19 protein-coding genes and 1 pseudogene are annotated in these 20,270 nt (G+C 72.1%); 6 read left to right on the plus strand and 14 right to left on the minus strand.

The features are described from left to right. The first annotated feature begins 218 nt into the window (after positions 1-218). Positions 219-1,067, plus strand: coding sequence for a nucleotidyltransferase domain-containing protein (locus AB0A69_RS15860; RefSeq protein WP_361421042.1), 849 nt, complete (start codon positions 219-221; stop codon positions 1,065-1,067). 54 nt (positions 1,068-1,121) lie between these two features. On the opposite strand, the gene AB0A69_RS15865 is transcribed toward AB0A69_RS15860, so the two are convergent. Both AB0A69_RS15865 and AB0A69_RS15870 read right to left on the minus strand, forming a co-directional pair. Next, a complete protein-coding gene (locus tag AB0A69_RS15865) occupies positions 1,122-1,628 on the minus strand; it encodes a DUF6624 domain-containing protein (RefSeq protein WP_361421045.1) in 507 nt (168 codons plus the stop codon). Between the two features lie 244 nt (positions 1,629-1,872). Next, positions 1,873-2,484: a helix-turn-helix domain-containing protein gene (locus AB0A69_RS15870; RefSeq protein ID WP_361421048.1), complete on the minus strand. Its 612-nt coding sequence runs from the start codon at positions 2,482-2,484 to the stop codon at positions 1,873-1,875. Between the two features lie 95 nt (positions 2,485-2,579). Here AB0A69_RS15870 and AB0A69_RS15875 point away from each other — a divergent pair. Further along, a pseudogene (locus tag AB0A69_RS15875) lies at positions 2,580-3,152 on the plus strand (DUF2867 domain-containing protein); the annotation flags it as partial. Between the two features lie 1,059 nt (positions 3,153-4,211). On the opposite strand, the gene AB0A69_RS15880 reads toward AB0A69_RS15875, so the two are convergent. Both AB0A69_RS15880 and AB0A69_RS15885 read right to left on the minus strand, forming a co-directional pair. Continuing rightward, a complete protein-coding gene (locus AB0A69_RS15880) occupies positions 4,212-4,943 on the minus strand; it encodes an alpha/beta hydrolase (protein WP_361421051.1) in 732 nt (243 codons plus the stop codon). Between the two features lie 369 nt (positions 4,944-5,312). Then, the gene (locus AB0A69_RS15885) at positions 5,313-5,489 is read right to left on the minus strand and encodes a hypothetical protein (RefSeq protein WP_361421054.1); all 177 of its coding nucleotides are present in this window, start codon (positions 5,487-5,489) and stop codon (positions 5,313-5,315) included. Between the two features lie 17 nt (positions 5,490-5,506). Between AB0A69_RS15885 and AB0A69_RS15890 the strand changes: the two genes are divergently transcribed. From AB0A69_RS15890 to AB0A69_RS15900, 3 genes are all read left to right on the plus strand, one after another. Next, a complete protein-coding gene (locus AB0A69_RS15890) occupies positions 5,507-5,704 on the plus strand; it encodes a DUF397 domain-containing protein (protein WP_361421057.1) in 198 nt (65 codons plus the stop codon). Between the two features lie 93 nt (positions 5,705-5,797). Next, a complete protein-coding gene (locus AB0A69_RS15895; RefSeq protein ID WP_361421060.1) occupies positions 5,798-6,193 on the plus strand; it encodes a DUF6193 family natural product biosynthesis protein in 396 nt (131 codons plus the stop codon). A gap of 74 nt (positions 6,194-6,267) precedes the next feature. Further along, complete coding sequence (locus AB0A69_RS15900) at positions 6,268-6,768, plus strand: DUF1203 domain-containing protein (protein WP_361421063.1); 501 nt, start codon at positions 6,268-6,270, stop codon at positions 6,766-6,768. Between the two features lie 6 nt (positions 6,769-6,774). On the opposite strand, the gene AB0A69_RS15905 is transcribed toward AB0A69_RS15900, so the two are convergent. From AB0A69_RS15905 to AB0A69_RS15935, 7 genes are all read right to left on the minus strand, one after another. Next, positions 6,775-7,716: an ABC transporter substrate-binding protein gene (locus tag AB0A69_RS15905; RefSeq protein ID WP_361421673.1), complete on the minus strand. Its 942-nt coding sequence runs from the start codon at positions 7,714-7,716 to the stop codon at positions 6,775-6,777. A gap of 7 nt (positions 7,717-7,723) precedes the next feature. Next, positions 7,724-9,667, minus strand: coding sequence for an ABC transporter permease subunit (locus AB0A69_RS15910; RefSeq protein ID WP_361421065.1), 1,944 nt, complete (start codon positions 9,665-9,667; stop codon positions 7,724-7,726). Then, the gene (locus AB0A69_RS15915; protein WP_361421068.1) at positions 9,664-10,761 is read right to left on the minus strand and encodes a glycine betaine/L-proline ABC transporter ATP-binding protein; all 1,098 of its coding nucleotides are present in this window, start codon (positions 10,759-10,761) and stop codon (positions 9,664-9,666) included. The genes AB0A69_RS15910 and AB0A69_RS15915 overlap by 4 nt, the downstream gene beginning before the upstream one ends. Beyond that, entirely contained in the window at positions 10,758-12,314 is a 1,557-nt protein-coding gene (locus tag AB0A69_RS15920) for a GMC oxidoreductase (RefSeq protein ID WP_361421071.1), read from the minus strand. Before AB0A69_RS15920 ends, AB0A69_RS15915 begins: the two co-directional genes overlap by 4 nt. A 16-nt stretch (positions 12,315-12,330) precedes the next feature. Next, positions 12,331-13,833: an aldehyde dehydrogenase family protein gene (locus AB0A69_RS15925; protein ID WP_361421074.1), complete on the minus strand. Its 1,503-nt coding sequence runs from the start codon at positions 13,831-13,833 to the stop codon at positions 12,331-12,333. Between the two features lie 126 nt (positions 13,834-13,959). Further along, the gene (locus AB0A69_RS15930) at positions 13,960-14,529 is read right to left on the minus strand and encodes a hypothetical protein (RefSeq protein WP_361421076.1); all 570 of its coding nucleotides are present in this window, start codon (positions 14,527-14,529) and stop codon (positions 13,960-13,962) included. Between the two features lie 2 nt (positions 14,530-14,531). Next, entirely contained in the window at positions 14,532-14,786 is a 255-nt protein-coding gene (locus AB0A69_RS15935) for a helix-turn-helix transcriptional regulator (protein ID WP_361421079.1), read from the minus strand. Positions 14,787-14,892: 106 nt separating this feature from the next. Between AB0A69_RS15935 and AB0A69_RS15940 the strand changes: the two genes are divergently transcribed. Then, the gene (locus AB0A69_RS15940) at positions 14,893-16,125 is read left to right on the plus strand and encodes an acyltransferase (RefSeq protein ID WP_361421082.1); all 1,233 of its coding nucleotides are present in this window, start codon (positions 14,893-14,895) and stop codon (positions 16,123-16,125) included. Between the two features lie 124 nt (positions 16,126-16,249). On the opposite strand, the gene AB0A69_RS15945 is transcribed toward AB0A69_RS15940, so the two are convergent. The 3 genes from AB0A69_RS15945 to AB0A69_RS15955 all read right to left on the minus strand — a co-directional run bounded on the left by AB0A69_RS15945 (position 16,250) and on the right by AB0A69_RS15955 (position 20,205). Further along, positions 16,250-17,239, minus strand: coding sequence for a malate dehydrogenase (locus AB0A69_RS15945; RefSeq protein ID WP_361421085.1), 990 nt, complete (start codon positions 17,237-17,239; stop codon positions 16,250-16,252). Between the two features lie 272 nt (positions 17,240-17,511). Then, a complete protein-coding gene (locus AB0A69_RS15950; protein ID WP_361421088.1) occupies positions 17,512-18,627 on the minus strand; it encodes a DUF2690 domain-containing protein in 1,116 nt (371 codons plus the stop codon). Between the two features lie 354 nt (positions 18,628-18,981). Further along, the gene (locus tag AB0A69_RS15955; protein WP_361421091.1) at positions 18,982-20,205 is read right to left on the minus strand and encodes an NADP-dependent isocitrate dehydrogenase; all 1,224 of its coding nucleotides are present in this window, start codon (positions 20,203-20,205) and stop codon (positions 18,982-18,984) included. Positions 20,206-20,270 lie beyond the last annotated feature (65 nt).

The following is a 20,270-nucleotide window of genomic DNA, read 5'->3' on the forward strand; positions in this document are numbered from 1 at the left end:
CGGCGATGCGCGTACAGGCATGCGACCGGGGAATTCGACGGGAATTCGACGGTGATGCGACGGCGATGCGACGGACGGCCGGTCGCGTTCCGCCCGTTCCGTAGAATCCCGGCCGTGGGCAACTTCTCCTGAGCGACGCGGACTTCGCAGCCAAGCGCCCGGCCCGTGCCGGGCTCCGTCAGCGTGCCCGCACGCTCAGCTCAGGAGAAACCGACTCCATGAAGTCCCCGAAGCCCCTTCGCCCCACCTCCGCCTGCCCCGCCCTGGACGACCGCGTCGCCCGGCTGCGGCGGCTCGCCCACGCCGAGCCGCGCCTGGACGGCGTCCTGCTCTACGGCTCCTGGACCCTGGGCGAGGCCGACGCCCACTCCGACATCGAGGCGTACCTGTACATCCGCGACGAGCACGTCGACACCTTCGACGGCACCGCCTTCCTGGAGCGGCTCGCGCCGCTCAAGCTCGCGTACACCAACATGTACGGCGTCCTCGCGGTCGTCTTCGACGACCTGATGCGCGGCGAGTTCCACCTCACGGCCGCCGGGCCGGGCATCGACGAGGTGCCCACCTGGGAGGGCATGGTGCACCTGCCGTGCCCCGAGGACGCCGTCCTGCTCGACCGGACCGGCCGCCTGACCAAGGCGGCCCGGCACCTGGCCGCGTCCCGTCCTCCCGAGCCCGTCGGCACCGCCCAGCGGCTCACCGACGAACTCGCCAACTGGACGCTGATGCTCGCGCACATCCTGGCCCGTGGCGAAGTCGCCCGCGCCCACGCCCTGCTGCACACGGTGATCGCGCCGCAGCAGCTCCAGCTCTGCCGCCTCCTGCGCGGCAGCACGGCCCACTGGCTCACCCCCAGCCGCGCCCTGGAGCAGGACCTGCCCGCCACGGACCGCGCCCGCTACACCGCCACCACGGCCGTCGCCCTGGAGGAGGACGTACGGGCGGCAGCGCGCGAGACCTGGCGCTGGAGCCGGGACCTGGCCGCGGAGGCGGCGGGCCGCTGGGCGATCCGCTTGCCGCGGGAGCTGCACGAGGAGATCAGCGGCTTGCTCGCCGCGCGCCCCTGAGCCCCCCGGCTGGGGCCGCCCGAACCCCCGGCAGCCCCAGCCGGAGACGGCCCCTCACACCGCCGCGAACGTGGCGACGTACACGTCGAAGGGCTCGATGCCGACCTCGGCGCGGAGTTCGTCCATGCGCTCGGGCTCTTCGCAGGGCCACGGAACCGGGGCCCCGTCCTTCACGCCGGCGATCTGCGTGCCGTAGATCTGCTTGCGGCCCTCGTTGACCAGCGTGCGGTCGCGCAAGAAGGCCAGTTCACGGACCCCTGCGGCGCCCGCCTCCACCGCCCGCTCCATCAACTGGAGGGCGCGTCGCTGCACGTCGAGCTGCCGGTCGGCGTGCTGGGCGATCAGCCATGCCGCGCGTGCGGCGTCCTCGCCGACCCTCTCCGCCGTCGGCCACCCGTACGCGTCCATGATCTCGCGGAGCCGGTCACCGTGCCGTGCGGTCAGCCGGCGCCACGCCAACTGCTCGGCGGGGTCGTCGCTGTTCGCGTGGACGGAGGCCTGGTGATCGGCGGCGGCCATGGCGGTGAGCTCCTCCGCCAGCGCGGCAAGGTCGTGCGCCACTCTCAACTCCCCGGTCGGTTCGATGCGTTGCCCTTCCACCCGCAACCCTAAGGGCGCATACCGGACTTGAAGATCATTCCGTAGAACGGTGACAGGCACCTCGATGCGCCGCGATAATGGAACCTCCGATGGGCTGGCACTCCGACGATCCACACGGCAGACGGCCGCCCACCGCACTGTCCTGGTACGGGGTGGGGCTCTCCTGTACCGCTCGGCTCCTCAAACCGCTCCGAAGGAGCTCAGGTCACGCTTCCCGCGGCCTGGGCTCCTCGCGCTTCACGCGCGGCCTGGCGGGCCGGTTGAGCAGCAGGTCGGCGGCGCGGGCGAGAACCTCGGCCCGGGTGCGCCCGCCATGGTCGGCGGCGAGGAAGTTTTCACCGATCGCCACGCAGAAGGCGAGCAGGCTGCGGGCCTCGACCTCATCCGCGTCGGAGCAAAAGGTGCCGATCATCTGGCGCAGCAGCGCCATGCGCCCGTTGTCGACCCTTCGCAAGCGCTCGGCGACCGCCTCATCGCGCCGAGCCCAATCGCGGATCGCCAGATCGATGGGCAGCAGACGGTCGTTGGAGAAGGTGAGTGCGCCCGCCCGCTGGATCTTGGTTTTAGGGTCGCCGCCCTCGCGCTCGACGCGGTCGAGCACCTCATCGATACTCTCCCGCTCCCAGGCGTCCAGCATCGCCTCGAGCAGCGCACCACGGTCGGCGAAGTACCCGTAGAAACCGCCCTTCGTCACGCCGATCCGCTTGGCCAGCGCCTCGATGCGGACGGCATCCGGGCCGCCTTCGGCCAGGACCTGCAGCCCTTCCTCGATCCACCTGCCACGCGGCGTGCGAGGAGCTCCCACGACGTGTCCCACCTCACCACTCCAGGAATATACGGTGCCGTATAACTCTACTAGGCTCACTTATACGCACCCGTATATGTCCCATGACAGGGAAGGCGGTAGTGGCCATGAGGCTCCCGGAATCAGCCCACACCGATCAGCCGTGGCGGATCCACGAACTCACCCGAGACTTCCGGCTGGAGGACGTGTGGGCCTTCCGCACGCCCGGCGCCGGGCCCGATGACTTCCCCACGATGCTCGCGGCGATGGAGGCGGGCGACGGACCCGCGAGCCAGTCCCCATTGGTCCGGTTCCTCTTCGCGGTGCGCTGGAAGCTCGGCGCCCTCTTTGGCCTGGACAAGCCCGAAGCGGGTATCGCGGCACGGGTTCCGTCGCTGCGCGACCGCCTGCCGCGTGACCTCAGCGAGGTCCCGAGTGGCTCTGCATTCGGCCCGTTCACCCCGGTGTACGGGCTCGACAACGAGTGCGCCCTCGAACTGGCGAACAGAACCGTTCACACGATCATGCACCTCGGCTGGGTGCCGACCGCGAGCGGCGAGCACGAGCTGCGCATGGCGGTCCTCGTGAAGCCCAACGGCCTGATCGGCCGGCTGTACATGGCCGCCATCGCGCCGTTCCGGTACCTCATCGTCTACCCGGCGCTGACCCGGCAATGGGAACGCGCGTGGCAGGAGCGCGGGGGCCCGGATCAGGAAGGCGGCAGCCCGGAAACCATCGAAAGCGCTGTGTGGAAGGACGATGTCCCGGCGTCGGCCCCGGCGTCGGTGCTCGCCCTCGGTTCGTTGCCCGCCGCCGACTACGTCGACATGTTCACCCTCACCACGGACGCCGAGGCGAGCCCGGAGCAGTGGGCCCGGGCGATGTTCGGCGACGTGCCCAGCCTCCCGGCCCGAGTGATCTGGCGTGGCCTGCTCGGTCTGCGGCTCAGCCGGGGGCGATCGCCGGACACCGTGGCCGGCTGGCGGCTCGCCGAACGTGGCGAAGACTGGGTCAGGCTCGAGGCGGCGTCGTGGTTCCTCAGCGGCAACCTCGTCATCCGGGTGGCCGATGGGCGGGTGTCCCTCATTACGGTCCTGCGCTATGAACGGCTCCTCGGCCGGATCATCTGGACGCCGTCTTCCGCCCTCCACCGCCGGCTGACGCCCGGCCTGCTCCGCGATGCGGCGGCAAAGATCCGGGCACGCCGGCCCCGAGCCGGATCACCCTTGTAGGCAGAGGAATCCGCCCCTGCGGCCGATGCCGAAGCCCCCCCTCAGCCCCGGTGGCGAGGCGCCAACGGGGCGGCCACACGGGCGGACTGGCCCGCCGGGACCGTGGGAGCGATGCCGCATGCGTCGCCGAAGTCGCCGGGGGCCCACGGCAGCATCTCCGCGCCGGGGCCGCCCGCGTGGTGGGCGCGGTACGGGTGCGGGCTGCGCCCCGGGGAGTCAGGGCGCCCGCGCGGGGGCGAGGTGCGGGCGAGGGCCGGCGGGGGCGTGCATGGGTGGTGTGGGCGCGCTGCCGGGCACGGGTCGGTGCGCCGGGCGGACCAATGCCCGGGTGCGCAGCCAGGGACCACTCCACACCCCGCGAAGCCCCAAACCAGGCCATTCCGGGCACGGAAGTCCGCAGCGGGCGCTGCCCCTCGTCGCCACCGACCTCGCGGACGCGTACTCGTTCTGCCACCCGCACAACCTGGCAACGACGCGCCAGTCGAGAGCGGATCCCGATCGGCGCGTCGTGGACCTTGAGCGGCCGTATCAGCCGAGGTGCCGTGCAAAGAAGCGCAGCGTGCTGTCCAGCTCGAAAGCCGGGATCTCCCCGTGCTTGCCGGGGTTGGCGTGCAGTGTCTTCTCGGCCGAGGCCAAGGCGTCGAACAGCGCCAAGCTCTGAGCCCGCGGCACCCGCTCATCGTCCCACTGCACCAGGAACTCCACCGGGACGGTGATCCGCGCGGCCGCCTCGGCCGATGCCAGCGCCCCTCCCAGGCCCAGCACCGCCGCGCGGACCCGGGGTTCGTCGGCGACGAACGGAACGCCGAGTCCGCACCCCAACGACACTCCCCAATAGCCCACCGGACCGGCACCGACGTACTCGACTTCCTGGAGCGCGTCCAGGACCGCCCGCCACTCCGGGACCGTCTGGCGGGCTACAAGCGCCTGGAAACCGGCGATCAGCGGAGCCAACTCCTCACCGGCCTCCACGCGAGCCTGGTTCTCCGTCGCGATCCGGTTGTACTTCTCATCCATCGGCCGGTCGCCATGGCCGGGCACGTCGACCGCCGCCACTGCGAAACCGCACTCGGCCACGAAGCGGCGCGCGCGGACCACGATGTCGGGTGCCTTCTTGTGCTGCCCGCCGCCGTGTCCCATCAGGATCAGGGGGCGGGTACCGGCGGCGCCTTCCGGCGTCCACAACACGCCGGGAATCCCACCGAGGGTGAAGAGCTGTTCGGACACGCCCTCGGACGATGTCTGCGAGGTGAAGTGCATAGCGTTTCAAGCCTTTCGGGATGCCTCTGCGGGCACTCCCTAGACCATGCGAGAGAGGGAGCCCCGACCTGTCACAGCGTTGATCGGTCTCACCTCCCCGGTTCGCAATGATGCACAGCGGCGGCGAACGTATCACAAGGGGCGTCACCGCGCCCGGGCAAGAACATCGGCAGGGCGAACGCCGCCTGATGCGGCATTAGAGCAGGGCCGTGCTCAGGGCCAGAGCGGCACCGATCGTCACGGCGGTGGCCGCCCAGCGCCACGCGGTTCGTGGTGCGCCCTTGACGGGACGCCGGAGGCCGCCACACTCGGAGCGAGGGCGGCCCGCACCGCGACCCACCGCAGTCGGCCCGCCCCGAGGGCCAAGCCTCAGCCCTCCGGTGCCGAGACCAGCTCCGCCCATACCGTTTTGCCGACCGTGAGCTCCTCCACACCCCACCGAGCCGCGACCGACTCGACGATCAGCAGCGCGCCCGGACTGCTGCTCCGCGCAGGTCGTTCGCGGCTCGCGCAGGCCGACTCCCGGTCGCTCATCAGGCGCGTCATGGAGGAGAGCTAGACAAGTGAGCCGCTTCGAGTTCGTGAAGTCGTCCTACAGCACCGCCGGTGGCGAGTGCGTCGAGGTCGCCCTCAACGTGACCGGCGCCGTCGCCGTACGGGACTCCAAGGTCCCCGACGGCCCCATACTCGGCGTCGCGCCCACCGCATGGGCTGCGTTCACGGAGGGGCTGGGCTACAGGTCTTCTCCCGTGTCCGGGTAGTGCTGGTCAAGGCCGTCCGGATTCAGCGGGTCGTGGCTGCTCGCGGCAGAACGCCTCCGCACCAAGCGGCCGTTCCCCCGCATGATGGGGACCGTGAACAGGGATGCAGCGGGCGACGCAGTCGTCGAAGCGGGCTGGCAGAAAGTACGGGACGACGGGCGCGTACGGCCCGAACTGTTGGAAGCGGCCTACGCGGAACCCCGCCTCCGCCGGCTGTTCCCCTGGACCGGGATGGGGGAACTGCACTTCAGTCGCTGCACCGAACAACGGTGGACCTGGGACATCCCCTACATTCAGCCCGCCGCCGGAGGCACTTACTGGGTCTCCGGCCCCCTCCGCAGTGAGACGGTGGGTCCCGCCGCTACAGCACAGGAGGCGATCGCCATGGTGGTTGAGCGCCTGCCGGCCGGCTGCGGTCCCGCCTTCGTGGGCACCCCCGAGGAACTCGCGGCCCACGAAGCCGCAACGCAGCAGAGTGACGAAGGCTGAAGGCCCGCTCCACTGGGCCACGCGACGTCCGATTCCCGCCAGCGCCGTGAGGCGGGGCCTCCGATGCTGGCGGCATGACCACGACCTACGAAGTACGCGCCATCCCGCCCGCCGTCCTGCGGGAGTTGCGCGCGCGGGATGACGCCGGGATCACGCGCGAGACCGTCACCGACACGGAGGGCGGGGCCCCGCTGCGCTGCTGTCTGCGGCACAGCGAGGCGGGCGAGCGGCTGCTGCTCGTGGCGTACGCGCCCCTGCGGCGCTGGGCGGCGGAGACCGGGGCCGAGCCGGGGGCGTACGACGAGTGCGGGCCCGTGTTCATCCACGCCGAGGAGTGCGCGGGGCCGCGCCCGGGCGGGGGCTATCCGGTGGAGATGCACGGCGCGCTGCGGGTGCTCCGGGCGTACGACGCGCGCGGGCGCATCCTCGGGGGCACGCTCCTGGAGGTCCCCCAGGAGCGTGCCGGCGAGGTGGGTCACGCGCTGCGCGAGGTGTTCGCCGACCCGGCGGTGGCGCTGGTGCACATCCGCGCCGTGCTGTTCGGCTGCTTCATGGCCGAGGTGCGCCGCCGGTGACCGGCGTTACGGAAGCCACGCCCGCCACGTCGGCTCGTTCGCCTTGACCCACTTCTCGGCGGCCTCCTCCGGCGACAGCTTCTCCTCGGCGATCATCAGCGCGACGTCGTTCTGCGCCTCCGTCGTCCAGCGGAAGTTCTTCAGGAAGGCGGCCGCCTCCCCGCCCTTCCGGGCGAAGTCGGCGTTGAGGAACTTCTGCAGCGGCGTGTGCGGGTACGCGCAGGCGACCTTCTCCGGGTCGGCGTCGCAGCCCTCCTTGTACTCGGGCAGCTTCACCTCCGTCATCGGCACCTTCTCGAAGAGCCACTGCGGCTTGTACCAGTACGTCAGGAAGGGCTTCTTCTCCTTGGCGAACTGCTTGATCTGGGTGATCTGCGCCGCCTCGGAGCCCGCGAAGACGACCTTGTAGTCCAGGTCGAGGTTCTTCACGAGCGCCTTGTCGTTCGTGACGTACGACGGGGAGCCGTCGAGCAGCTGGCCCTTGCCGCCGCTCTCCGCCGTCCGCAGCTGGTCGGCGTACTTGTTCAGATTCTTCCAGTCGGTGACGTCCGGGTGGGCCTCGGCGAAGTACGTGGGGACGTACCAGCCGATGTGGCCGGTCACGCCGAGGTCGCCGCCGCGTACGACGGTCTTCTTGTCGTCGACGTACCGCTTCTCCTCCTCCGGGTGGCCCCAGTCCTCCATGAGGGCGTCCACCCGGCCCTGGCTGAGCGCGTCCCAGGCCGGCACCTCGTCGATCTGGACGGTGTCGACGCGGTAGCCCAGCTCGTGTTCGAGGAGGTACTCGGCGACGGCGACGTTGGCCTGCGCGCCCACCCATGAGGGGACGGAGAGCGTGACCGTCTTCGCGCCCCGGGCGGCGGCGTACGGGGACGCCTGCTTGGTCATGTCCGCCGCGCCGCACGCCGTCAGTGGCAGCAGGGTCAGGGCGGCGATCAGGGGGGCCATCACGCGCTTACGCAGCATGTCCGGCCTCCTTTCCGGTCGGCTGGGTCACCCGGTCGAGCATCAGGCCCAGGCATACGATCGCCGCGCCCGCGACCAGGCCGGTCGCCAGGTCGCCCTGCGCGAGGCCGAAGACGACGTCGTAACCGAGCGCCCCGCCGCCCACCAGGCCGCCGATGATGACGACGGCGAGGACGAGCACGACCGCCTGGTTCACGGCCAGCAGCAGCGCGGGCCGCGCGAGCGGGAGCTGGACCTGGCGCAGCTGCTGCCAGCCCGTCGCGCCCAGCGACCGCGCCGACTCCAGCGCCACCGGGTCGACGCCCCGCAGGCCCTGCGTGGTGATGCGGACGACGGCGGGCAGCGCGTACACCACGGCGGCGGCGACCGCCGGGGCGCGGCCCACGCCGAAGAGGGCCACCACCGGGATGAGGTAGACGAACTGCGGCATCGTCTGGAAGACGTCCAGGACCGGGCGCAGACAGCGTTCGACCCGCGCACTGCGCGCGGCGGCGACCGCGACGGCGAAGCCCAGCACGAGCGTGACCGCCACGGCGGCGAGCACCTGCGACAGCGTGTCGAGGGACGCGTCCCAGACGCCGAGCACCCCGATGGCGGCCATCGCGGTGACGGCCGTCAGCGCCGTGCGCCAGGTGCCGACCAGCAGCGCCAGCACGCCGACGAGCAGCAGGAGGGTCCACCAGGGCAGGGCCTGGAGGCCGTCGCGGACGGGGTCGAGCACCCAGTGGGTGAAGTGGCCCGCCCAGTCGGCCGTGCCACCGACGACGGGGACGCCCGAGTAGAGGTGGGCGGTCATCCAGTCGACGGCCCGGTTGACCGGCCCCGCGATGTCGAGGTGCCACGCCGCGGGCCAGCTGAGCCCGCCGGCCAGCCGGCCGGTCACGGCGGCCGCCACCACGCCCACCGCGCAGGCGGCCCACTCGCGGCGGCCGCCGGCCCCGGAACGCGCGCCCGTCGCCGTACGGTCCATCACGACGGCCAGCAGCACGATCGGGATGCCCGCGGCGAGCGCGGCACCGACGTCGACGGAGGCGAGCGCCTGGTAGACGCGGTCGCCGAGGCCGCCGGCACCGATGACGGAGGCGATGACCGCCATGGACAGCGCCATCATGATCGACTGGTTGACGCCGAGGAGCAGCTCCTTGCGCGCCAGCGGGAGGCGCGCGGTGAGCAGCCGCTGCCGCCCGGTCGCGCCGAGCGAGGCGGAGGCTTCCAGCACCCCCGCGTCGGCGCCGCGCAGGCCCAGCGCGGTGAGGCGGGCCATGGGCGGGGCGGCGTAGACGACGGTCGCGAGGACGGCCGCCGGTACGCCGATGCCGAAGACGAGGACGACGGGGAGCAGGTACGCGAAAGCGGGCAGCACCTGCATGGTGTCGAGCACGGGCCGCAGCGCCCGGTACGTACGGTCCGAAAGACCGGCCGCGAGGCCGAGCAGCGCGCCGAGCGCGACGGACGCGGCCACGGCGACGACCATCAGGGCGAGGGTCTGCATGGTGGGCACCCACATGCCGAGCAGCCCGCACACGGCGAACGCGCCGACGGCGGTGAGCCCGAGGCGCAGGCCCGCGACGCGCCAGGCGATGACGCCCGCGGCGGCGGTGACACCGGCCCATCCGGCGGCGAGCAGCACGAGGTAGACGGCGCGCACGGAGAGGACGACGGCGTTGCTGATGTGCCCGAAGAAGTAGAGGAACAGGGGGTGGCTGTCACGGTGGTCGATGATCCAGTCGCTGGTCGAGCCGAGCGGGCCGGAGAGGTCGACTTCGAGCGCGGCGGGCCAGCTGCCGCCGCCCGCGAGGAGGGCGCCGAGCGGAAGGACGACGAGCGCGGCGGCCAGCGGCCAGTACCCGCGGAGGAGACGCACGGCGGTCGGCAGCCGGGACTGCCGTCCGCGCTCACTCTGATGGACGGGGGTGGTGACGGCTGCGGTCATGCCGCCGCCTTCCGCCCGGCGGCGGGGTCACTCGTGGCTGCCGCCTCGCCGGTGGGGATTCCCGCCACCACCGACAGCAGGTCCTTGTGGTCCACGACCCCCACCCACCGGCCGCCGTCGACGACGCGCACCGGGCCGCCGCTGCGGGCGACCGCCTCGATGGCCTCGGAGACGGTCGCGCCCGGGGTGACGGCCGCCGCCGACTCGGTGGCGCCGTCGGCGTCGCAGGGCGGCCGCATGGCGGTGCGTACCGTCATCACCTGCTCGCGCGGCACGTCGCGCACGAAGTCGCGGACGTACGCGTCGGCGGGCGCGCCGACGATCTCCTCGGGCGTGCCGAGCTGCACGATCCGGCCGTCGCGCATCAGGGCGATGCGGTCGCCGAGGCGCAGCGCCTCGTTGAGGTCGTGGGTGATGAAGACCATCGTGCGGCCCTCCTCACGGTGGAGGCGTACGACCTCCTCCTGCATGTCCCGCCGGATGAGCGGGTCCAGCGCGCTGAACGGCTCGTCGAAGAGCAGCACCTCGGGGTCGACGGCGAGGGCGCGGGCGAGGCCCACGCGCTGCTGCTGGCCGCCGGAGAGCTGGGCGGGCGTGCGGTCCTCCATGCCCTCCAGGCCGACCTTGGCGACGACCTCGGCGGCCTTGGCGCGGCGCTCGGCGCGCGCGACGCCCTGGATCTCGAGGCCGTAGGCGACGTTGTCGAGGACCGTGCGGTGCGGCAGCAGGCCGAAGTGCTGGAAGACCATGGCGGCGCGGTGGCGGCGCAGTTCGCGCAGCCGGTTCTTGTCCATGGCCGTGACGTCCTCGCCGTCGATGGCGACGGTGCCGGAGGTCGGCTCGATGAGCCGGGTCAGGCAGCGGACGAGGGTGGACTTGCCGGAGCCGGAGAGGCCCATGACGACGAAGACCTCGCCCTTGCGCACGTCGAAGGAGACGTCGCGGACGGCGGCGGTGCAGCCGGTGCGCTCGCGCAGCTCGGCGGCGGGGAGGGCGGCCAGCTCGGGCGAGCCGGGTATGCGCTCGGCCTTGGGGCCGAAGACCTTCCACAGGCCCTGGACGGAGAAGACGGGGGTACTCGCAGGAGTGCTCATCGGGCGTCACCTCGCAGCAGATCGGCGGCCTTCTCCCCGACCATCAGCACGCCGATCATCGGGTTGACGGCCGGAATGGTCGGGAAGACGGACGCGTCGGCGATCCGGATGCCGTCCAGGCCCCGGACCTTCAGGTCGGGGGCGACGACGGCGAGTTCGTCGCCCTCGGCGCCCATCCGGCAGGTGCCGGCCGGGTGGTAGACGGTGTGCGCGACCTGCCGGGCGTACGCGCTGAGCTCCTCCTCGTCGGTGACCTCCGGCCCGGGGCAGACCTCGCGCTTGAGCCAGCCGGCCAGCGGCTCGGTCTTGGCGATCTCGCGCGCGAGGCGGATGCCGTCGACGAGGGTGCGGCCGTCGTAGTCGTCCTCGTCCGTGAAGTAGCGGAAGTCGAGGGCCGGCTTGACCTCGGGGTCGGCGCTGGTGAGGTAGAGCCGCCCGCGGCTGCGCGGCTTGGGGATGTTCGGCGTCATCGACACGCCGTGCGCGGGGCGTTCGTAGCCGAGGCGCTCGGGGTTGTCGGTGAAGGGGATCTGGTAGAAGTGGAACATCAGGTCCGGCCCCGGCGACTGCGGGTCGCGGCGGACGAAGAGACCCGCGTCGCTGTCCATGGCGGAGTTCTCGGGGATGGGCCCGTGGGTCTCCCAGACGATGACCGACTCGGGGTGGTCGAGGAGGTTCTCGCCGACGCCCGGCAGGTCGTGCACCACCGGGATGCCCAGCTTCTCCAGGTCGGCCTTGGGGCCGATGCCGGAGTGCAGCAGCAGCCGGGGCGTGTCCACGGCACCGGCGCAGACGACGACCTCGCGGCGGGCGGTGACGAGCCGCTCCTCGCCGTCCTTGGTACGGACGTGGACACCGCGTGCCGTCGTGCCGTCGAACTCCAGCCGGTACGCCCAGGTCTCCAGCATCAGCCGGAGGTTGGGCCGCTGGTCCATGATCGGGTGGAGGTACGCGACCGACGCCGACGAGCGCTTGTTGGTCTCGGGGTGGTAGGCGAGGTCGAAGAAGCCGACGCCCTCGTGGAAGGGCTTCTCGTTGAAGCCCTCGACGCGCGGGACGCCGAGCGCGGCCTGGGCGGCGTCGACGAAGTCGCGGGCGATGGCGTTCCGGTCCTTCTCGTCGACCGACACGATGTTGTTGAGGAGCTTGTCGTAGTACGGGTCCATGGCGGCCGCGTGCCAGCCCTCGGCGCCCGCCTCCTCCCACTCGTCCCAGTCGGACGGCAGTGGCTTGAAGGAGATGAGGGTGTTGTGGGAGGAGCAGCCGCCCAGCACGCGGGCGCGGCTGTGCCGGATGTGGGAGTTGCCGCGTGGCTGCGGGGTGGTGGGGTAGTCGTAGTCCAGGTCGCCGCCGAGGAGGCCCATCCAGCGGCGCAGGGTGAGGACGTCGGGGCGGTCGACGTCGCTGGGGCCGCCCTCGATGACGGCGACGGTGACGTCGGGGTCGGCCGTGAGGCGGTGCGCGATGACGGAACCGGCGGTCCCGCCGCCAACGATGACGTAGTCGTACTCGTGCTCGTGGTCGTGGTCGTACGCGTGGGTGTCGCTGTTCACAAGGTTCTCCCGCTGGTCAGCCCGCGAACCAGCGCACGGGGCGCGGGGCCAGGTTCTGGTAGACGTGCTTGGACTCGCGGTACTCGGCGAGCCCGGAGGGGCCGAGCTCGCGCCCGATGCCGCTCTTGCCGAAGCCGCCCCACTCCGCCTGCGGCAGGTAGGGGTGGAAGTCGTTGATCCAGACGGTGCCGTGGCGCAGCCGCCCGGCGACGCGCCGCGCCCGGCCGGGGTCGGCGGTCCAGACGCCGCCCGCGAGGCCGTACTCGGTGTCGTTGGCGAGGGCGACGGCCTCGTCCTCCGTACGGAAGGTCTCGACGGTCAGGACGGGACCGAAGACCTCCTCGCGTACGACGCGCATGGCGCGGTGGCACTGGTCGAGGACGGTCGGGCGGTAGAAGTAGCCGCTCGCGTGCTCGGGGCCGCCGGGGCGTTCGCCGCCCGCGCGCAGGACCGCGCCCTCGGCGAGGGCGGAGGCGACGTACTCCTCGGTGCGGGCGAGCTGCTGGGCGGAGACGAGCGGGCCGCACTCGACGCCCTCGTCGGTGCCGCGGCCGATGCGGATCTTCTCGGCGCGGCGGGCGAGTTCGGCGACGAAGCGCTCGCGCACCGACTCCTCGACGATGAGGCGGGAGCCGGCCGAGCAGACCTGACCACTGTGGATGAAGGCGGCGTTGAGCGCCTGGTCGACGGCGGTGTCGAAGCCCTCGTCGGTCGCGCAGGCGTCGGCGAAGACGACGTTGGGGTTCTTGCCGCCCAGTTCGAGGGCGACCTTCTTGACGGTGTCGGCGGCGGCGCGCATCACCTTCGTACCGCTGACGAGGCCGCCGGTGAACGACACCAGGTCGACGTCGGGGTGTTCGGCGAGGCGGGCGCCGACGGGGTCGCCGGGGCCGGTGACGAGGTTGGCGACACCGGCTGGGAGGCCCGCCTCCACCAGCAGCTCGATGAGGGCGACCGTGGTCAGCGGGGTGATCTCGCTGGGCTTGACGACGAAGGTGTTGCCCGCGGCGAGGGCCGGGGCGATCTTCCAACTGGCCTGGAGCAGCGGGTAGTTCCAGGGCGTGATCAGCGCGCACACGCCGACGGGTTCGTGGACGACGACGCTGTGGACGTCGGGCGAGCCGGCGTCGACGACGCGGCCGCCGCTCTCGGCGGCGACGAGGTCGGCGTAGTAGCGGAAGGCGTCGGCGACGCAGTCGACGTCGATCCGGCCCTCTTCGAGGGTCTTGCCGGCGTCGCGGCTCTCCAGCAGGCCGAGCTTCTCGCGGTCGCGCACGAGCAGGTCGGCGACGCGGCGCAGCAGTGCGGCCCGCTCGGCGACGGGGGTGCGCGGCCAGGCGCCGCGGCCCCCGTCGAACGCCGCGCGGGCGGCGGCGACGGCGGCGTCCGTGTCCTCGGCGCCGCCTTCCGCCACGACCGCGAGGGTCGTGGCGTCGGCCGGGTCGAGGATGTCCCTGGTGGCTCCGGATGCGGCCGAGCGCCACTCTCCGCCCACGTGGATGGTCTGTTGTTCCGCCACGGTCGCGTTCTGCCTTCCGTTGTGCCTGTCCTGCTCGGGTGGTCGTCACCGACGGTGGTCGGCGACCGGTGACCCTGCCCGGGGAGGCGGAAAGCATGCGGAATCAGTTCGCGAAAGTGGGTTTGCTCACTCGGCTACGGGGTCCCCGTACGGGTCGGGCTCGTCCTCCGCGCGCAGTCCGGCCACCCACAGCGGCATCACCCAGTGGATGACGAGCGCGCTGAACAGCACGGCGAACGCGAGCCCCTCGAACCGCACCTCGGCGAACCACGTCACGGCGCCCATGCCGGCGGCGGCGAGGAGCAGGAGCCCGGTGGTGATCCGGTGCGCCAGCGCCCGCACGCGGTCACGCTCGGTGAGCTGGCGCTCGTCGAGCATCCGGCCGCGCAGTTCGAGCAGGCCCCGCGTGGCGGCGTTGATGGCGCCGGTGGCGACGCACCAGGGCAGCACCAGCGCGAGCAGGGCGACGGCGGGCCAGAGGGCGTCGCCGTCCAGCACCATGAGGAGCCACAGGGCGATGGAGGCGAGCGTCATCAGGACGTGCGCCCCCACCACCGCGCGCCTGCGCGCCGCCGTGGCGTACAGCGCGGTGGCCTCGCGCCGGTTCATCAGCGCGTACATCCGCCGGTCGTGGCGCGTGGCGGTCGCCGTCATGGCCGTGCTCATGGGCGTGGTCGTGGTCGTGGACCTGGTCATGGTTACTGGTTCCTCCCGTTTTCCCCGTAGATCTCACTGGTGAGCGGCTGGAACGGCTCCAGCGAGAACAGCGCTTCCACCGGCAGCCGGAAGAAGCGGGCCATCTTCAACGCCAGGTCGAGGCTGGGGTTGTACTGGCCCCGCTCGATGTAGCCGATGGTCTGGTAGTGGACGCCCACGGCCTCCGCGAGGGCCTGTCGCGACACCTTCCGCTCGGCCCGGACCATCGCCAGCCTGTTGTGCACCTGCTCGCTCATGTATAAGAAGTACTACATTCGATCGCACTTACGCAATGATCCGAATGGATGACCGGAAGGAGCGTCGCTCCCCGGCCCCACGACCGGGGCGACCTAGGGTGCGTCCATGCGCAGCAGCGACGACCGCGTCTACCTCGCCCCCGTCGACCACCTGCGGGCCGTCGCCGCTGTGCTCGTGGTGCTCTACCACGGCTGCCAGCTGCTGAGCGCGCGCATCGAGGGGCGGCCGCGCTTCGTCGCCGGGACCGACTGGCTGTACTCGGCGAACCCCGCCGCCACCCTCGTCTTCGAAGGCCACACGGGCGTCGCGCTCTTCATGGTGCTGTCCGGCTTCATCTTCACCGTCGGCGCGCACGGCCGCCCGATCCGCTACGGCCGCTTCCTCACCAACCGGCTGCTGCGCGTCTACCCGCTGTACCTGGTGATCGCCGTCCTCGGCCTGGCGACCCACGTCTCCCTGCCGACCTTCCAGGACCTGCTGCGCATCCTGACGTTCGCGACGCCGAGCCTGCCCTACGGGGGCGTGTTCTGGACGCTCTGCGTGGAGATGCAGTTCTACCTGGTCTTCCCGCTGCTCAACCGGCTCCTGACGGAGCGTGGACCGGGCGCCCTGCTGCGCCTGCTGGCCGCCGTGTCCCTGCTGCGGGCTCTGGTCTGGCTCAGCAGCCCGTCGCCCGCGCCGCACACGGCGGCGCTCTACCTGGGCCTGGCGGGGCGCATCGACCAGTTCCTGCTGGGGATGCTGGCCGCCTGGGCGTACGCGCACCACCGCGAGCGGCTGCGGGCGGCGGCCCGGTGGCTGGCGCCGGGGGCGCTGAGCCTCGCGCTGGGGGCGCTCTGGTCGTACAACCAGCTCCACGGCTACGTCTCCGACAGCCCGCTGAAGCTGGCGTGGAGCGGCGCCGAGGGGGCCGTGTGGGCGCTGGTGGTCGTCGCGTACGTGGCGGCGGCCGGGGAGGGCGGGAAGGACGGGTCCGGCGGCGGGCAGGGCCGGGTGTCACGGTGGCTGGCCCGGCTTGGTGAGGTCAGCTTCTCGGTGTACTTGACGCACTTCATGGTGCTGACGCTGCTGTGCGAGTACGCCTGGTTCCCCGGCGTGCTGCCCCCGGTGGGCGAGGCGTTCCTGCTGACGCTGCTGGTGGCGCTGCCGCTGACGGTGGCGGTGTCGTTCGTGACGTACCACGCCATCGAACTGCCGTTCCTGCGGCTGCGGCGGCCGTACGTGGAGGGCGTCGCGGGCGGGGCAGCCGGGGGCGCGTCGGGCGCCACGGAAACACCGCGCCCCCGGCAGCGGTCGGCTACCGGGGGCGGCGAGGTCCGTACGCGTACGGACTCGTGAGGTCGGATCAGGCCGAGACCGCGAACGGCGACCCATCCTCGATGGCTCCTCTCGCACTGCTCGGCCCTGGCGGGCCTCACAGGCTTCGAGGAGCCGCGCCGGACTCCGTCCGGCGACGGGTCCCTCAGATCAGGCCGAGACCGCGGACCGCGTCGCGCTCCTCCACCAGCTCCTGCACCGACGCGTCGATGCGCGAGCGCGAGAAGTCGTTGATGTCCAGGCCCTGGACGATCTCGTACCGGCCGTCCTTGCAGGTGACCGGGAAGGAGGAGATCAGGCCCTCCGGGACGCCGTAGGAGCCGTCCGACGGGATGGCCATGGAGGTCCAGTCGCCCTCGGCGGTGCCGTTCACCCACGTGTACACGTGGTCGATCGCGGCGTTCGCGGCGGAGGCGGCCGACGAGGCGCCACGGGCCTCGATGATGGCGGCGCCGCGCTTGGCGACGGTCGGGATGAAGTCGTCGGCCAGCCACTTCTCGTCGTTGACGACCTCGGCGGCGTTCTTGCCGCCGATGGTGGCGTGGAAGATGTCCGGGTACTGGGTGGCCGAGTGGTTGCCCCAGATCGTCAGCTTCTTGATGTCGGAGACCTGGGAACCGGTCTTCTTCGCCAGCTGCGACAGCGCGCGGTTGTGGTCCAGGCGGGTCATCGCGGTGAAGCGCTCGGCCGGTACGTCCGGGGCGGCGGCCTGCGCGATGAGCGCGTTGGTGTTGGCCGGGTTGCCGACGACGAGCACCTTGATGTCGTCCGCGGCGTGGTCGTTGATGGCCTTGCCCTGCGGCTTGAAGATGCCGCCGTTGGCCTCCAGCAGGTCGCCGCGCTCCATGCCCTTCGTACGCGGGCGGGCGCCGACGAGCAGCGCGACGTTGGCGCCGTCGAAGGCGACGTTCGGGTCGTCGGTGATGTCGATGCCGCGCAGCAGCGGGAACGCGCAGTCGTCGAGCTCCATCGCGGTGCCCTCGGCGGCCTTGAGGCCCTGCGGGATCTCCAGGAGGCGGAGCTTGACCGGCACGTCCGCGCCGAGCAGATGGCCGGAGGCGATGCGGAAGAGCAGCGCGTAACCGATCTGGCCGGCCGCGCCGGTCACGGTGACATTCACGGGAGTGCGGGTCATGGCGATCTCCGTAAGACAGCTGGCGGTGGGGGTCCCTGCCCCTGGTGCTGGACACCCCTCTCCGTTGAGCCGACCGGCTGAGCGGCCGGTGGATCGACCGGGTGATCGATCGGTGTCTCGACGTGAAGAGATATCCAGCGGTCAGGCTATCCGACCCGGGCCCCCCTCAACCCCCGCCCCCTTGTGTCGCGGCTCACTGAATCACCCGCGGCCCGCCCGCCCCTGGGCGCTCACGCGTGGGAGCCCGCCCCGGGGCGCTCACGCGTGGGCGCTCACTCCTCGGTGGTGCAGCCCTTGGTGCCGGTCGCGAGTGTGGCGCACGCCTTCGCGTCGGCGGCCTCGGCGGCCGCGACCATCGGCGTGTAGGCGTCCGTGTCGATCTTCACGGCGCCGTTCTGGGTCGCGTCGCCGGACGTGATCCGGACGGTGTCGCCCGCCTTCGCCTGGGTGAGCCGGGCCCACGCGGCGCCGCACGTCTTGCTGTAGCGGACCTCGACCTTCGCCGTGCCGACCGTCGCGGAGGCGACCGTCGTGGCGTACTGGCCGCCGCAGCCCATGGCCTCCGGGTCCTGGCCCGTGCAGTCGTCGCCGGTGCACTTGACGCCCTCGGGCACCGGCTCGGACGCGCTGGTGCTGGGCGAGGCGGACGGCGACTTCGCCACGGGTGTGCCGCCCGGGCCGTCCTCGTCGCCGCCGAGGCCCGAGACCAAATAGGCGCCGACGGCCACCAGCAGGACGCCGAGCACGCCCGCGAGGACCATGGGCACCTTGCTCTTGCCGCCCCGCCGCCGCGCCCGCGCGGGTGCGGACTCGGGCGCCCGCTCCGTGGGCGTGGGCGCGGGCCGGGTCGCCGGGCCGCGCCGGGCGGGGCCGTTGGGGCCTCCGTCGGGCGGTATGACGGACGGACGGACGGCGCCCGCGCCGCCGCTCCCAGCACCGCCGTCGGCGCCCGGGGACGCCTGTACGGACGTCGCCGCCTGCGCCGGCTTCGCCCTCTTCGCCGTCTTCGTACGGGACGAGCCGTCGGCACCGGGGCCGGCGTCACCGCCGAACTCACCGAGCGCGGCGCGCGCCTGGGAGATGCGTATCGCTTCCATCGTCATGTCGTGGCGCATCTCGGCGCGGCTCCAGGCCCGCTCCGCCAGCTCCCACATGGTGGTCAGGTGCACCGGATTGGTGCCGGTGACCTCGGCCAGGGCGACGATCGCCCGCTTGGGCGCGAGCAGGCGCCCGTTGAGATAGCGCTCCCACGACGTCTTGCTGTAACCGGTGCGGTCCGAGACCGCGGCGATGCTCAGTCCGCTGCGGTCCACCAGCCGGCGCAGCTGCTGGGTGAACTCCTTGACCTGTGGGTCGAGCTCCTCCGGTAGCGCCTTCCAACGAGGCATTGCCTCCCCCTTGTCCCCCGTACGTGCCTGATGTGCTCCCCGCTCCGCGTGCCCCCTTGCCGCCCCCCGGAACGGGTGTCACCGAGGGGGATGCGCGTAGCCAGGATGTCAGTTCCTCGGGCGGGGGCGCAGGGGCGCGAACGGGACGGGCCGGGTGCCCCCACACGCCGGGTCGTCCTGTCGCCGCCCCAGTTTCGCATCCGTTGCGGGTCGATCACACCATGCCGGAATGGTCACCTCCGCGCTACAGGGACCGGACACACCTTGCCCTCTCTTGGCGCGTCCATGACTCTTTACGCAGGTGACGGCGCCCGTCCTGCTCGGGGGAGGGGACGGTCGCCGTCGCCCCCGCCGTCAGCGGGCCGCCATCTTCTTCTGCAGCCCGGTGTCGAGGGTCTCCAGGAACTGTTCCGTGGTCAGCCACGGCTGGTCCCCGGAGACCAGGGCGGCGAGGTCCTTCGTCAGCTGGCCGCCCTCGACGGTCTCGGCGCAGACCTCCTCCAGCGCCTCGGCGAAGTCGACGACCTCGGGTGTGCCGTCCAGGCGGCCCCGGTGCGCCAGACCCCGGGTCCAGGCGTGGACGCAGGCGACCGGGTTGGTGGACGTCGCCTTGCCCTGCTGGTGGCGGCGGTAGTGGCGGGTGACGGTGCCGTGCGCGGCCTCCGTCACGACGGTCCGGCCGTCGGGGGCCATGAGCACGGAGGTCATCAGCCCGGGCGAACCGGCCCACCGCACCAGGGCGTCGGACTGGACGTCGCCGTCGTAGTTCTTGCACGCCCAGACGTAGCCGCCCTCGCCCGCCGGGGCCGAGGCGGCCATGTCGTCGACGAGGCGGTGCTCGTACGTCAGCCCGGCGGCGTCGAAGTCCTCCGTGAACTCCGTGTCGAAGACCTCCTGGAAGAGGTCCTTGAAGCGGCCGTCGTACTTCTTCAGGACGGTGTTCTTCGTCGAGAGGTACACCGGGTAGCCGCGGGCCAGCCCGTAGCGGAAGGAGGCGCGCGCGAAGTCGCGGATGGACGCGTCGACGTTGTACATCGCGAGCGCGACGCCCGGGCCCTCGAACGCGTACACCTCCAGCTCGACCGGGTCGGCGGCGGGACCGGTGGTGGTGGCAGCGGGGGTGAAGGCGAGGGTGAGCGTGCCGGGGCCGGGGACCCTGAGCTCGGTGGCCCGGTACTGGTCCCCGAAGGGATGGCGGCCGATGACGACCGGTCTGGCCGGGCGCGGCGCGGCGCCCACGAGGACCGGCTCGCGGAAGACCGCGCCGCCGAGCGCCTCCCACAGGGTCGCGCCGGGCGGGCGGTACCTCGCCTTGAGACCGAACTCGGCGACGCGCGCCTCGTCCGGTGTGATCGTGGGGCACTTGACGCCGACGCCGTACTCCTTGACGGCCCGCGCGGCGTCGGCCGTCACCTGGTCGCGGGTGGCGTCGCGGTGCTGGATGCCGAGGTCGAAGGAGCGCAGCTCGACATCCACGTACGGCAGGATCAGCCGCTCCTTGATGAACCGCCAGACGATGCGGGCCATCTCGTCGCCGTCGAGTTCGACGACGGGGGTGGCCACCTTGATCTTGACCATGGGGCGAACGTCCCTCTCGCGCGGGGCTGGGTCGGTCTGTCACCCCATGTGTGCACGGAAGGTAC

Source organism: Streptomyces sp. NPDC045431 (assembly GCF_040646655.1).
Classification (GTDB): domain Bacteria; phylum Actinomycetota; class Actinomycetes; order Streptomycetales; family Streptomycetaceae; genus Streptomyces.

Coding starts and splice junctions, on each gene's coding strand:
- AB0A69_RS15860 (WP_361421042.1), top strand. CDS start 219: ATGAAGTCCCCGAAGCCCCTTCGCCCCACCTCCGCCTGCCCCGCCCTG.
- AB0A69_RS15880 (WP_361421051.1), bottom strand. CDS start 4,943: ATGCACTTCACCTCGCAGACATCGTCCGAGGGCGTGTCCGAACAGCTC.
- AB0A69_RS15885 (WP_361421054.1), bottom strand. CDS start 5,489: ATGACGCGCCTGATGAGCGACCGGGAGTCGGCCTGCGCGAGCCGCGAA.
- AB0A69_RS15900 (WP_361421063.1), top strand. CDS start 6,268: ATGACCACGACCTACGAAGTACGCGCCATCCCGCCCGCCGTCCTGCGG.
- AB0A69_RS15905 (WP_361421673.1), bottom strand. CDS start 7,716: ATGGCCCCCCTGATCGCCGCCCTGACCCTGCTGCCACTGACGGCGTGC.
- AB0A69_RS15910 (WP_361421065.1), bottom strand. CDS start 9,667: ATGACCGCAGCCGTCACCACCCCCGTCCATCAGAGTGAGCGCGGACGG.
- AB0A69_RS15915 (WP_361421068.1), bottom strand. CDS start 10,761: ATGAGCACTCCTGCGAGTACCCCCGTCTTCTCCGTCCAGGGCCTGTGG.
- AB0A69_RS15930 (WP_361421076.1), bottom strand. CDS start 14,529: ATGACCAGGTCCACGACCACGACCACGCCCATGAGCACGGCCATGACG.
- AB0A69_RS15935 (WP_361421079.1), bottom strand. CDS start 14,786: ATGAGCGAGCAGGTGCACAACAGGCTGGCGATGGTCCGGGCCGAGCGG.
- AB0A69_RS15940 (WP_361421082.1), top strand. CDS start 14,893: ATGCGCAGCAGCGACGACCGCGTCTACCTCGCCCCCGTCGACCACCTG.
- AB0A69_RS15945 (WP_361421085.1), bottom strand. CDS start 17,239: ATGACCCGCACTCCCGTGAATGTCACCGTGACCGGCGCGGCCGGCCAG.
- AB0A69_RS15950 (WP_361421088.1), bottom strand. CDS start 18,627: ATGCCTCGTTGGAAGGCGCTACCGGAGGAGCTCGACCCACAGGTCAAG.
- AB0A69_RS15955 (WP_361421091.1), bottom strand. CDS start 20,205: ATGGTCAAGATCAAGGTGGCCACCCCCGTCGTCGAACTCGACGGCGAC.